The following is a 13,098-nucleotide window of genomic DNA, read 5'->3' as shown; positions in this document are numbered from 1 at the left end:
TGCTGGCTTGTCGCCAGTAGCGTTGCGCTCCTATGTTCCAGAATTGTCAGGCTGTTGAAAAACGCAGGCGAGGCAGGCAAGACAAGGAAAAAACGGCCGAAAAACGCTCGGAGTCGCGATCGACTTTACGAGTTGTAAATGAGCATTTTGAGGCCGTTTCTGACGCCGTATTGCCAACGCACGACTGCATGGATGCAGGAGGTAGAGCGACGCAGGAAGCCAAAGCCGAGGTGGTTTTTCAACAGCCTGTTAGGGCTGGCTGCAGTAGGCAGGGGGATGTCATGGGTGGCTCATTGAGCAAGCGGCTGGCCAGTTTGAGCACGACCAGCAAGTTGATGGCGGGTTTTGCTCTGGTATTGATGCTGACCGCTCTGGTGGCTGTTACCGGTTTGCTGGCGTTGCGTGAAGTCAGTGCCGGTGCCGAGTTGCAGCAGCGCATGAGCGCGCTTGGCGAGCAGGTGCTGCGCATGCGTCAGAGCGAGCAGACGTTCGCGCTGAGTGGCGACAGTCAGCATGCCGAGCGCCTGGCCGAACAGGCTGAGAGCATTTTGCAGACCGGGCAGGCACTGCAAGGTGAGCTCGATAGCGACACGGCCGCGATTCTGGCGCAGGTCGAGCCTGCACTGGCCGACTACCGCAGCGCCTTTGCCCGCTACGTTGAACTCACCGACAACATGCAACTGTCCTTGCAGGCCGCCGACTGGCTGGTGGTCAGTGCGGCCAACAGTCTCGATCTGCTGCAGGAAGGGCTGGCGGAAGACGGCGTCGACTTGCTCAAGAGTACCCAGGGTGAGCGGGGCGGTGATTCGGTGGCGCAGGCTGGCAAGGTCGGCAAGATTCATCAGTTGCTGCTGCAGGCGCTGGATCAGGCTCGCCAGCGCCTGGAGGCCAGCCGGCGCAACGATAGCAGCGAGCAGGCGGAAATTGCCCAGGCCGGTGAGGCGCAAGCCATGGCTGCCGAGTTGCGCGATGCGCTGGACGACCCCGGTTATGCTGCGGTGCTCGGCGAGGTGGTGGTCAACGTCGACTCCTTCAACGAGCGCCTGAAGGAATACGCCACCCAGTTGCAGCAACAGAAACAGGTTTACGGCCAACTGGTCGCCCAGGTCGAGCAACTGCTGCAGCAGGTCGAGCTGGCGCTGGACACGCAACGCCAGGTCATGCGCGCCGAGCGCCAGGCCAGCAGCGGTCTGATCATCGTGGCAGCGGCCCTGGCGCTGCTGTTCGGACTTGGCGCGGCGATCATGATCAGTCTGGCCATCGTGCGTCCGCTCAAGCGGGTGATCGGCCTCGCCGAATCCATCGCCAGTGGTGACCTCAGCGTGCACATCGAACAGGATCGGCGCGATGAAATCGGTCAACTGCTGGCTGCCATGCAAGGCATGTCCGCCAACCTTAGGGATATGGTTGGCCGCCTGCAGGGCGGTGTGGCGCAGATATCCAGCTCCGCCCAGAGCCTTTCGACAACTGCCGAGCAGACGCGGCAGGGCGTCAATGGTCAGAAACTGGAGACCGATCAGGTCGCCACCGCCATGAGTCAGATGACGGCCACGGTGCACGAGGTGGCGCGCAATGCCGAGGCCGCGGCAGCTTCCACCGAACAGGCTGACCAACGTGTCGGTGCCGGTAGCCAGGTGGTGCGCCAGACCCTGCAGCGTATCGAGCAACTGGCGCGCGCCATGGACGCCACTACCGAGAGCATTCAGCGCCTGAGCCAGGACACTCAGCGCATCGATGCCGTACTCGACGTGATCAAGAGCGTTGCCGAGCAAACCAACCTTCTGGCACTCAACGCGGCCATCGAAGCGGCGCGCGCGGGAGAACAGGGACGCGGTTTTGCGGTGGTCGCCGATGAGGTACGGGCACTGGCAAAACGCACTCAGCAATCCACGGCGGAAATCGAGTCGCTGATCGCAGCCTTGCGTGAAGGCAGTCGCCGCGCCGTGACCGACATGGAGCAGAGCGCCAGTCTGGTGAACCTGACGGTTGGCGACGCCAACCAGACCGAAGGTGCCTTGGCGGCCATTGCCGAGGCAGTGAGCCTTATCTCGGAGATGAACCAGCAGATCGCTGCGGCGGCCGAGCAGCAGAGCGCCGTGGCCGAGGAGATCAACCGCAGTGTCACCTCGATCCGCGATATCGCCGATCAGTCAGCCACGGCCATGGACGAAACCGCTGCCTCGAGCATCCAGCTGGCTGAGTTGGGGCGTGACCTGCAGGGTATGGCAGGGCACTTCCGCCTGACATAGCGTCTGGCCTCACAGTTTCGTGAGCAAACTTTGCATAGCGCTATGCCGCGCCCCGGCGCCCCAGTAGCATCGGCGTTCTGCATAAGGAGCGAACGATGCGAACCAAACTGGACACCTGTCTCGACTCGGTCAATCAGGTATTGCTGGGCAAAGAGGCGCAGGTGCGTCTGGCGCTGACCTGCCTGCTGGCGCGTGGGCACCTGTTGATCGAAGACCTGCCGGGCATGGGCAAGACGACCCTCAGTCATGCCCTGGCGCGGGTGCTGGGGCTGAGCTTCCAGCGCATCCAGTTCACCTCCGACCTGCTGCCGGGCGACATTCTTGGCACCTCGGTGTTCGACAAGGACAGCGGGCAGTTCGTCTTTCATCCGGGGCCGATTTTCGCCGAGCTGGTGTTGGCCGATGAAATCAACCGTGCCACGCCGAAAAGTCAGAGCGCGCTGCTCGAGGCCATGGAGGAGGGCCAGGTGACCATCGAGGGCGCGACCCGGCCGCTGCCTGAGCCATTCTTCGTCATCGCCACGCAGAACCCGGTCAGCAGTGGCGGCACCTTCGCCTTGCCCGAATCCCAGCTTGATCGTTTTCTCATGCGCCTGTCGCTGGGCTATCCGGCGCAAGCTGCGGAACGGGCATTGTTGCTGGGCGATGCTCGGCGCGATCTGTTGCCGCGCATGGAATCCATTCTCGACCATGCCGAACTGGCCCGTCTGCAGGCGCAAGTGCCGAAGGTGCGTGCCAGCGATGCGCTGATCGACTATGTGCTGCGCCTGGTCGAGGCGACGCGCAGCCAGCCGCAGTTCGCCTGGGGCTTGTCGCCGCGCGCCAGTCTGGCGTTGCTGGCTGCTGCTCGGGCCTGGGCCTTGCTGGCCGAGCGTGATTACGTCATTCCCGAGGACGTGCAAGCGGTGCTGCCGTCGGTGGTGGGGCATCGCCTGCGCGAGCGCGCCGACCCCACCGGCCACGGTGGCGGCAGTCTGGTGCAATGGCTGCTGCGCGAAGTGCCGGCGCTCTGATGCGTGCAGCGCTGAAGCCGCTCTGGCGGCGCTGGTTGGCCAGGCGCATTCCGCCAGCGGCCAGCGTGCGCCTGAATCAACGGCGCATTTTTATTCTGCCCAGCCGGGTAGGTGCAGTCTTTGCCGTGGCCCTGCTGTTGATGTTGCTGGTGGGCATCAATTACCAGAACAGCCTGGCCTACGGGCTGACCTTCCTGCTGGTGTCGGTGTTCGTCGTCACCATCCTGCATACCTACCGCAACCTGTCCGGGTTGGTGCTCAAGGCCGGTGGCGGTGGTGCGGTGTTCGTCGGCGAGCATGCGCGTTTTCGCGTGCGCCTGGAGAGCCCCGAGCGTGAGCGCCAGGCCGTGGCGCTGGGCTGGCCACCATCTGACCTGGTGGTGCGCGACGTGCCGCGCCAGGGACAGACCGAAGTGGATCTGAGTCAGCCAGCCGTACGGCGTGGCTGGCTGCGGCCCGAGCGTCTGCGGGTGGAGAGTCGTTTCCCTCTGGGCTTGCTGGTGGCCTGGAGCTGGGTCGATCTGGATCAGGCGGTGCTGGTCTACCCGCGGCCGCTGGAGGGGGAATTGCCGTTGTCAGCGGGCCTGGGCGACGAGGAGGAAGAGGGCATGCGTGCCCGCGGCCAGGGCGCCGATGATTTCCAGGGCCTGCGCGAGTATCAGCCAGGCGACTCGAAACGGCGTCTGGACTGGAAGGCCTATTCACGCGGCCAGGGCCTGCTGGTCAAGGATTTCGCCATGCTCAGCGGTCGTGATCTATGGCTGGACTTCGACAGCCTGGCTGGCGACAGCGAAATGCGTTTGTCACTGCTTTGCTACTGGGTGCTGCAGTTCACCGAGCGGCAACAGGCTTTCGGCCTGCAACTGCCCGGGCAGGTGATTGCCCCGGATCATGGTGAAGGCCATCGCGATGCCTGCCTGCGCGCGTTGGCGTTGTTCGGAGCGCGTGCATGAGCAGCCTGCCGGGTATCCCGAGAATTGCCCTGACCTGGTTGCTGGTCGCCCAGGTGCTGGTGATCGTGCCGCACCTGGTGCATCTGCCGCTGTGGATGATCGCACTATGGCTGGGCGCCGCCGGTTGGCGCGTGCAGATCTTTCGCATGCGTGCGCGCTATCCCAATGGCTGGGCCAAAGGCGGCCTGGTACTGCTGGTGCTGGCTGGCATCCTGCTTTCGCGCGGCACCCTGGTGGGGCTGGATGCGGCGTCGGTGCTGCTGATTGCCACCTTCACCCTCAAGCTGCTGGAGATGCGTACGCGGCGCGATGCGCTGGTGCTGATCTTCCTGGGTTTCTTTTGCGTGGTGACCGCCTATCTGTTCGAGGACGGCATTCTGGCCGCGCTCTACAGCCTGCTGCCGGTCACGGCGTTGCTGACCGCGCTGGTCGGCCTGCAGCACAGTGGTTTTGCCGAACGCCCCTGGCCGCCCCTGCGCCTGGCGGGTGGCTTGGTCCTGCAAGCGCTGCCGCTGATGCTTCTGCTGTTCGTGTTCTTTCCGCGCATGGGGCCGTTGTGGTCGCTGCCACTGCCTAACGACAAGGGCGTCACGGGGCTGTCGGACAGCATGGAGCCGGCTGATATCGCCGAGCTCAGTCGTTCCTCGGCGCTGGCCTTTCGCGCCAGTTTCGAGCGTGAGGTGCCGCCAAGAGGGCAGCTGTACTGGCGTGCTCTGACGTTGGAGCGCTTCGATGGCAGGCGCTGGTCGCAGTCCGGCTACGCTGATGTGCCCATAGCGCCGCAGTGGAGCAAGGCCGGCGCGCCGCTCGATTACAGCATCATCATGCAGCCCAGCGGCAAGCGCTGGCTGTACGCTCTGGATGTCGGCGAGATGGCGCAGGACAGCGGGCGGATGATGAACGACTTCCGTTGGCAGAGACTGCGTCCGGTGGATCGGCCGTTGTTGTACCAGGTGCGCTCCTGGCCCGAGGCCGTGCGGGAGGCGCAGGCCGAACCGCGGGGTATCCGTCAGGCGCTGCAATTGCCCCAGCAGGGCGACCCGCGCAGTCGTGCCTGGGCGGCTGAACTGAAGGCGAAGTATCCACAGAGCGACGCGCTGGTGGCGGCAGTGCTGCAGCATTTCAACCGTGAACCGTACGTCTACACGTTGCGCCCGCAGCCTCTGGGCAGCGACAGCATCGACGATTTCCTGTTCAACACCCAGCGCGGTTTCTGCGCACACTATGCCGGTGCCATGACCTTCGTGCTGCGGGCCGCAGGTATTCCCGCGCGGGTGGTCGCCGGTTATCAGGGCGGCGAGCTCAATCCCAATGGCAACTACATCCAGGTACGCCAGTTCGACGCTCATGCCTGGGTCGAGTACTGGCAGCCGGGGCAAGGCTGGCGCAGCGTCGATCCGACCTTTCAGGTAGCGCCGGAGCGTATCGAACAAGGGTTGGAAGAGGCCTTGACCGAGGAGGATGGCTTTCTCGAGGACCAGCCCTTCTCGCCGTTGCGCTACCGCGAGCTGGCCTGGCTCAATCAACTGCGCATGAGCTGGGAGAACCTCAATTACGGCTGGCAGCGCTGGGTGCTGGGTTATCAGGGCGAGCAGCAGCTGAAACTGCTGCAGAACTGGTTCGGCAGCTTCGATTGGCAGCGTCTGGCGCTCGTGTTGGTGGGCACTGGAGCCCTTCTGATTGGCCTGCTGGCGTTGTGTTTGCTCAAGCCCTGGCAACAACGGCCTGATCCGCAACGCCAGGCTTTTCGCAAGTTCGAGCGACTGCTGGCGCGCCATGACGTGCGCCGAGAAGCGGGTGAGGGTGCGCGCTCCTTCGCGTTGCGCGCGGCGCAGCAGTTGCCTGAGCAGGCGGCGCAGATCGAGACATTTGCCCGTTGCTTCGAGCAGCAGCGCTATGCTGGCGGGCCAGTTTCGCGTGACGCTCTGCGAAAGGCGTTGAGTGATTTGCGCAGCGCATTACCCTGGCGTCTGTCGCGATAGCGCTCATTGGCAGGTCGTTCATCAACGCCCTGTTGGTCACTTGTGTGAGTGAGTGGTCGGGCTGTTAGCCTGGGCACATCGTCGTTTGAGAGGAGCGAGCATGAGCGATTTCATCGAACCTTGCCTGGGACGCGTCCTGGCTCTGCAGGTGCGACTGTATGCCTGCCAGGCACGTTTGGCCGACTGCACCGACACCGAGGCGTTGCACGACCTGCGCATTGCCTTGCGGCAATTGCGCAGCCTGTTGCGTCCGTTGCGCGGTTTGCCGGCGGTGGATGCGCTGGAGCAGGGAGCCGCGGTGCTGGGCCGCCTCAGCGGACCGCTACGTGACCGTGAGGTATTGGTGGCCGAGGTGGCGCGCCTGGGCCTGGTCCATCTGGCGCCTGCCGATGAGACCCAGCGCGCCTCAGGTTACGCTGCCATTGCCAGCAGCCGTGAGTTGGCGGACCTGATGCTGTTGCTCGACGGCTGGCCAGCGAACTGGCGTGAAGCGGCCAGGCAAGGCCAATTGAATGACGTGGACAAGCGCATCCGGCGTCGTTTGCGACGCCAGCAAAGGCAACTGGCCCGCGCGTTGCGCGATCCGGCGCATGACCGCCATCGCCTGCGCCTGCTGATCAAACGTGTGCGCTACGCGGCTGAAACCTACCCGGCACAAAGTCGTTTGAGCAAGGCGGCGCAACTCAGGCTCAAACGTGCGCAAAGCGCCCTGGGCGACTGGCACGATCATCTGCAATGGCTGGCGCAGGCCGATGCACAGGCGTCGCTGAGCCCTTGCCGGGCAATCTGGCTGCAGGCTCAGCTGGACGCTGAGCAACGCGCTGATGGAGCCTTGCTGGCACTGTATGGCGATTTTCCCAACGTGGAATAAGGCGACATTTTCGCCGCAAATATGACCGAATAGGCGCCCTTGTAGGCTATCGTTCAGTTGCCACCATCCCCTAAGATCGTCGCCATCGATGAATGCCGAGGTACATATGATCTTTTCCGAAATGCTCGAAGCGGTGCGCCGCGATCCCGATGCCGTGGTGATTCCGGCTGAATGGGGGCAGGGCCGCGCGAGTTTCGGCGGCCTGGTGGCGGCACTGGCGTTCGAGGCCATGCGCGCCAAGGTGCCGCAGGGACGGCCGGTGCGCTCGCTGGCCATCACCTTCGTCGGGCCAGTAGCGCCGGATGTTCCCGTAAGTTTCCAGGCCGAGGTGCTGCGCGAGGGCAAGGCGGTCAGCCAGATGTCCCTGCGTGCAGTTCAGGATGGCCAGGTGGTGACCGTGGTTCAGGGCAGTTTTGGTGCATCGCGTTCTTCGGCGATTGCCGTGGAGGCGCTTGCCGCACCTCAGATCACGCCGGTCGAGCAGTGCCAGGAGTTGCCCTACGTGCGCAATGTCACGCCGGAGTTCACCCGCTTTCTGGCCATGCGTTGGGGGATTGGCGGCATGCCTTTCAGCAACACGCCGTCGCGGCAGATGGGCGGCTGGGTGCGCTTGCGCGGTGAGCTCGAGCCACAGGCCCTCAGCGAGGCGCATGTGCTGGCACTGGTCGATGCCTGGCCGCCAGCGGTATTGCCGTATTTGAAAAGCCCTGCGCCGGGCAGCTCGTTGACCTGGACCATCGAGTTCGTCCAGCCGCTACACACCCTCAACAGTGAAGACTGGTGCCTGTATCGCGCGGATATCGAACATGCTCGCGACGGCTACGGGCACGTGGCGGCAGCAATGTGGACCGCTGCAGGTGAGCTGATCGCCTTGAGCCGGCAGACCGTGACCGTCTTTGCCTGATTCAGTGGCGCCGGTGTTGGCGCCAGGCGCGCCACCACGCGCCGCTGAAAAGAAAGCGCGGGAACGTCACGCACTGCTCCAGCAGTAGGCGCTTCACCGCATCGCCCTTGCTGGCGAAGGGCTCAACGGGTTGTTGTTCCAGTCTGTGGCCGTGAGCTTGCAGCATCAGGGCGGCGATCAGACCGATGCAGCCCAGTGCCAAAGGCACGAACCGCAGATTACACAGACCGATCAGCAGCAGTATCAGCGACAGCAGAAAGAGCGGCACGGCGATCAGGTGCAGCAGCAGATTGGCGGGATGCCGATGCTGGCTGGCGTAATGGCGCCATTGCCAGGCCAGCAGGTTGGGGTGACGTTTGCTCATGGGGCGATCCTCGACTCGATGAAACGAGTCTAGGAGTGCCGCCCATGCAGAGCGAATTGCTCCTGGCTATGGCGCAGATAGGCTTCTGCCCAAACGGCACCCTCTACAGGCGCAACTGGCGGATGGCCTTGTTCAGCTCGCCTGCCAGTTGGGCGAGTTGCTGGCTAGTGGCGGCCGACTCTAGCGTCTGCCCGACGGTCTGTTCGGTGACGTCACGGATGCCCACCACCGAGCGGCTCATCTCTTCGGCCACCTGGCTCTGCTGCGTGGCGGCCACGGCGATCTGCGTATTGCTGTCACGCATCAGCGCCACGGCGGCGGTGATCGCCGCCAGTGACTCGCCGGCTTCTTGCGCCAGTTGTACGCAATGGTTGGCGTTCTCCGAGCTTTCGCGCATGAACTCCACCGCGTCGCGGGTGCCACCCTGCAGGTTGCCGATCATCTGGGTGATTTCGTCGGTGGAGTCCTGCACGCGTTTGGCCAGGTTGCGTACCTCGTCGGCGACCACGGCGAAGCCGCGACCCATTTCGCCGGCGCGGGCAGCCTCGATAGCGGCGTTGAGGGCGAGCAGGTTGGTCTGCTCGGCAATGCCATGAATCACGCCGACCACGCGGCTGATGTGTTGGCTGTCTTCAGCCAGGCGCTCGATGCTGGCGGCGCTTTGGCGCACGCCTTGCGACAGGGCTGCGATGGATTGCTCGACCCGTTCCACCACCTGCTGACCGGCACGGGCCAGCTGGTCGGCAGTGAGCGACTGGTCGCGGGTGGTGCCGGCGTGATCGGCAATATGCTGAACGGTCGCCGACATCTCGTTGATCGCAGTGGCGGCCTGATCGGTTTCGCTCTGCTGGCTGAGCATGCCCTGGCGTACGGAGCCCATGCGTTGGGCCATGTCGCGGGTGCTGCTGTCCAGTTCGCTGGCCACCTGGCCGACGGTGCCGACTACACGCTGATAGCCGGCCTGCATGGCATTGAAGGCGGCAGCCATCTGGCCGACCTCGTCGCGGCTGTCCAGCGGCACGCGCAGGGACAGGTCACCGCTGCGCTCGGCCTGCAGCATCACATCCTTGAGGGTGTTGAGGTGGCTCAAGAGAAAGCGGATCAGCAACTGCGAGGCAGCCAGCAGCAACAGCATCAACACCGCGACTGCGGCGGCATAGGTCAGCGCATGCTGAGCGAACAGATCGAGCAGGCTGGGCGCGCGCGCCATGATCGCCAGGGTGCGCCCATCGCTGAGGGTGACGTGCTGCGCACCGATCACGGGGGAGTCGCCAAGGCGCGCGTCATGCTCCATTACCTGCCAGCCACTGGCGTCGGGGCCACCTTGAGCGCCTGGCAGGCTGCCGTTGCCCACCTGAATGTTGCTCGAACTGGGCAGTGCCGCCTGCTGTGGCCACTGCTGGAGCAGGCGCGCCTGCGCGATTGCAGCCTGCCTGGCATCGGCACTGCGTGCCTGCTGCTCGGTCTGCAGGGCGAACAGCACCAGCATCAGGCTGATGACGAAGGCCACGGCATTGACCGCCCAGAATTTGTACTTGAGAGAAAGATCGCTGATCCAGGCGCTCATGCTGTGATTGTCCGTCTCGTTGCGTTCACTATTGGCTAAGTGCCATCAGTATGCCGGGGAAAGCAGCCAGAGTCTTGACGTCAATCAATACTCTGGTGAGGCTTCATCCAGTATGGCCGGCATCTGGAAGAACCTCCTGGCACAGGCTGTTGTTTGTGCCGCCAGGGCTTCTGCGCTCTGCCCGCGATGTCGCGCCACCTCGCGCAGGACCTCACCGAGAAAGGCGGGCTCGTTCCGCCCGCTCCTGGGCTTGGGGCGCAGACTGCGCGGCAGCAGAAAGGGCGCATCGGTCTCCAGCATCAGGCGCTCGCCGGGGATGTCCTTGAGCAGCGGATGCAGATGCGTACCGCGACGTTCGTCGCAGACCCATCCGGTGATGCCGATATGCAGGTCGAGATCGAGGTAGGCATAGAGTGCAGAGCGCTCGCCGGTAAAGCAGTGCACCACTGCTGCGGGCAACTGATCGCGATAGTTGCGCAGGATCTCCAGCAGGCGCTGGCTGGCTTCGCGTTCATGAAGAAACACCGGCATCTGCAACTCGACGGCAAGTGCCAGTTGTTCTTCCAGTGCTTTTTCCTGTGCCGGGCGTGGCGAGAAATCACGATCGAAGTCCAGCCCGCATTCACCCACGGCGCGCACTTGCGGTTGCGCCAGTAGCGACTTGAGGGCATCGCTGCTGGCGCCGCTCCACGAACTGGCATCGTGCGGATGGACCCCGGCGGTGCTGAACAGGCGCTGGCCGCTGCTATCCAGCTGTCGGCAGAGTTCGAGGCTCGCCTCGCTTTCATTCAGACTGGTGCCGGTCAGCACCAGCTGACACACGCCGGCTGCATAGGCGCGCTCGAGCAGCGCCTCGGCCTGCACAGCGAGGCTGGGATGGGTGAGATTGACGGCAATATCAATGAGTTGCATGGTGCCACCTGTTTGACGCGAGTGGGGCAGAATAGCAGATGGTCTCCGTTCGTCAGGAAGCCGATTTAAAACAATAAGTTGTTCGCTGTTTTTAAGGTTGATGCAAGGTTATGGGGTGGCGCGGCAGCATTCGGCTGTGCCAATCTCCGCGACCCGCCGACCTCGCGAACTTGTCTGGCGGGTTTACGGTCGGTAACCGTCTGTCGCGCATCGGCGCACAGCAGCCACCAAAAGGATGAGGCTTCGGCGGCCTACCGCCTTCCCTGGAGAGTCGATGTCGCGATTGCTGCTGATCCTGTGTCTGCTGGCTGCGCTGCCGATGTCGGTCAGTGCGCGCGTGGCCGGCCCGTCTGAGGTCGGTAGCCAGGCCCGCAGCGCTCGTGATCTGCCGGCGATTCGCAGCAGCGGCGAACTGCGGGTGCTGGTCAATCAGAGCCGAAACAGTTCGGGTTCGGTCAAGGGGCAGAGCATCGGCGTCGAGTACCACCGCTTACGCGCGTTCGAGCAGTACCTCAACCGCAACTCCCGGGATGGTCGCAGCCTCAGGCTGAAAATCATCCCCAAAGCCAAGGACCAGCTGCTTGGCGCATTGCAGCGCGGCGAGGGCGATCTGGTCGCGCCCGGCGAGCTACTCAATGTACGCACTGGGCACGATGTCAGTGCCAGCACGGCGATTCGCCGTGAAGTGCCGCTGGTATTGGTGTCGAAACAGGGCAACCGACATTACCGCAGCCTTGAACAGCTGGCCGGCCGCAGTCTTTCATTGCCCGCGGGCAGTGCGGTGGGAGAGGCACTGCGATTGATCAACCAGCAGCTGGCCGATCGCAAACTGCCGCCCATCGTGGTCGAGTGGGTAGACCCCAGCCTGGCGGTCGAAGATGTACTGGAAATGGTCCAGGCCGGCATCTTCGAGCGTACTGCGGTAGAGCTGCCAATCGCCGAGCGCTGGGCCAAGGTGATGCCCAAGCTGCGCGTCGACAGGCATCTTATTCTGGCGCGCGATGGCGATATGAAATGGTTCGTGCGCCCCAATGCGCCGATGCTGCGTGCCAGCATCGACCGTTTCTTCAGCAGCTATGAGAGCCCGGCCGACCAGGATGTGGCGTTCCAGCGTGTCTATCGCCGTCTATATAAGGTGCATTCACCACTGGGGCGCACTGAACGACAGCGCCTGGAGAAGGTACGCCCGGTGCTGCAGGAGCATGCCGAGCAGCAGGGATTCGATTGGCTGATGCTGGCTGCGCTGGCATTCAAGGAATCGACGTTGAACCCATCGGCGCGCGGCGCCAGCGGCGCGACCGGGCTGATGCAGATCACCCCGGCGGCGGCGCGTAGCGTCGGGGTGAGCAACATCCAGAATCTTGACGGTAACGTCCGGGCCAGCAGCAAGTACCTGGCGATGATTCGCCGCAATTTCTTCAACAGCCCGCAACTCAACGAACGCGAACGCATGGCGTTCATCCTGGCGGGCTACAACCTGGGCCCGCAACGGGTTCAGAGCCTGCGCGCCGAGGCACGCAGACGTGGCCTCAATCCCAATCAGTGGTTCTTCCAGGTCGAACGTGTGGCCATGGAGCAAATGGGCATGGGTGTGGTGAGTTATGTGAATGCGGTGAATAAGTACTACCTTGCTTATGACCGTGAGCGTTATCTGCTCGAACCGCAGGAACGGCGTCTGACGGCTAATTAAGTATTTATTTTATCGATACTGATTAACGGTATTTTGCTGTTTTTTTATCGAATAAATTGGATATTCTGTGCGCCATCAACTCCCACACACCAAGGAAGCGTTGCAATGAACAACCTGATCAAGAACATCACCGCCACCCAAGCCAGCTTCGGCATCACCATTTTGCGTATCGTCGCCGGCATCACCTTCGCCGCCCATGGCGCGCAGAAGCTGTTCGGCTGGTTCGGTGGGTATGGCCTGGCTGGCGTGGCGCAGTGGATGGAGAGCATCGGCCTGGCCCCGGGCTACCTGATGGCACTGGCTGCCGGTAGCGCCGAGTTTTTTGGCGGCGTGGCGTTGATCATCGGTCTGCTGGTGCGTCCGGCCGCGGCGGTGCTGGCGGTGACCATGCTGGTGGCTATCTTCACCGTGCATTTCGCCAACGGTTTCTTCATGAGCAACAACGGTTACGAGTTCGCCCTGGCTCTGCTGGCCATCAGCGTGGCGCTGGTGTTCGAAGGCGCCGGCAAGCTGTCGATCGATAGCAAACTCGCCCGCTGATTCAATCCGGTAACAACGATAAGGCCCGCACACACGGGCCTTTTTGCGTTCTG

General features: G+C 63.4%; 11 protein-coding genes and 1 pseudogene. 9 read left to right on the top strand and 3 right to left on the bottom strand.

Annotated elements, in window-relative coordinates; genetic code table 11:
• Positions 1 to 32 precede the first annotated feature (32 nt).
• The 7 genes and pseudogenes from H3221_RS25940 to H3221_RS20725 form a co-directional block, all read left to right on the top strand.
• Positions 33 to 1,391: pseudogene (locus tag H3221_RS25940) on the top strand (HAMP domain-containing protein); the annotation flags it as partial.
• On the top strand, positions 1,374 to 2,249 hold the full coding sequence (locus H3221_RS25935) for a methyl-accepting chemotaxis protein (RefSeq protein WP_397428108.1): 876 nt from the start codon (positions 1,374 to 1,376) through the stop codon (positions 2,247 to 2,249). The pseudogene H3221_RS25940 and the gene H3221_RS25935, both read left to right, overlap by 18 nt.
• Positions 2,250 to 2,344: 95 nt before the next feature.
• Positions 2,345 to 3,262, top strand: coding sequence for an AAA family ATPase (locus H3221_RS20745; protein WP_160018171.1), 918 nt, complete (start codon positions 2,345 to 2,347; stop codon positions 3,260 to 3,262).
• Complete coding sequence (locus H3221_RS20740; protein WP_196476019.1) at positions 3,262 to 4,215, top strand: DUF58 domain-containing protein; 954 nt, start codon at positions 3,262 to 3,264, stop codon at positions 4,213 to 4,215. Before H3221_RS20745 ends, H3221_RS20740 begins: the two co-directional genes overlap by 1 nt.
• Positions 4,212 to 6,197: a transglutaminase TgpA family protein gene (locus tag H3221_RS20735; protein WP_196476018.1), complete on the top strand. Its 1,986-nt coding sequence runs from the start codon at positions 4,212 to 4,214 to the stop codon at positions 6,195 to 6,197. Before H3221_RS20740 ends, H3221_RS20735 begins: the two co-directional genes overlap by 4 nt.
• Positions 6,198 to 6,297: 100 nt before the next feature.
• A complete protein-coding gene (locus H3221_RS20730; protein ID WP_196476017.1) occupies positions 6,298 to 7,068 on the top strand; it encodes a CHAD domain-containing protein in 771 nt (256 codons plus the stop codon).
• A 106-nt stretch (positions 7,069 to 7,174) separates the two neighbouring features.
• Complete coding sequence (locus tag H3221_RS20725; protein ID WP_196476016.1) at positions 7,175 to 7,972, top strand: acyl-CoA thioesterase; 798 nt, start codon at positions 7,175 to 7,177, stop codon at positions 7,970 to 7,972.
• A gap of 1 nt (position 7,973) precedes the next feature.
• On the opposite strand, the gene H3221_RS20720 is transcribed toward H3221_RS20725, so the two are convergent.
• The 3 genes from H3221_RS20720 to H3221_RS20710 all read right to left on the bottom strand — a co-directional run bounded on the left by H3221_RS20720 (position 7,974) and on the right by H3221_RS20710 (position 10,815).
• Positions 7,974 to 8,336: an Mpo1-like protein gene (locus H3221_RS20720; protein WP_196476015.1), complete on the bottom strand. Its 363-nt coding sequence runs from the start codon at positions 8,334 to 8,336 to the stop codon at positions 7,974 to 7,976.
• A 103-nt stretch (positions 8,337 to 8,439) separates the two neighbouring features.
• Positions 8,440 to 9,546 (bottom strand): methyl-accepting chemotaxis protein, encoded by a 1,107-nt coding sequence (locus tag H3221_RS20715; protein ID WP_450091414.1) that lies wholly within the window; start codon positions 9,544 to 9,546, stop codon positions 8,440 to 8,442.
• Positions 9,547 to 9,987: 441 nt separating this feature from the next.
• A complete protein-coding gene (locus H3221_RS20710) occupies positions 9,988 to 10,815 on the bottom strand; it encodes a TatD family hydrolase (RefSeq protein WP_196476013.1) in 828 nt (275 codons plus the stop codon).
• A 274-nt stretch (positions 10,816 to 11,089) separates the two neighbouring features.
• Here H3221_RS20710 and H3221_RS20705 point away from each other — a divergent pair, with 274 nt between their 5' ends.
• Together H3221_RS20705 and H3221_RS20700 are read left to right on the top strand one after the other, a co-directional pair.
• Positions 11,090 to 12,505, top strand: a complete 1,416-nt coding sequence (locus H3221_RS20705; protein WP_196476012.1) for an MltF family protein — start codon at positions 11,090 to 11,092, stop codon at positions 12,503 to 12,505.
• Between the two features lie 105 nt (positions 12,506 to 12,610).
• Positions 12,611 to 13,045, top strand: coding sequence for a DoxX family protein (locus tag H3221_RS20700; RefSeq protein ID WP_196476011.1), 435 nt, complete (start codon positions 12,611 to 12,613; stop codon positions 13,043 to 13,045).
• Positions 13,046 to 13,098 lie beyond the last annotated feature (53 nt).

The organism is Pseudomonas chaetocerotis (genome assembly GCF_015712105.2).
Taxonomy (GTDB): Bacteria; Pseudomonadota; Gammaproteobacteria; order Pseudomonadales; family Pseudomonadaceae; genus Aquipseudomonas; species Aquipseudomonas chaetocerotis.
Note: the sequence above shows the minus strand (reverse complement) of the source record. Positions and strands in the feature narration are given on the sequence as shown.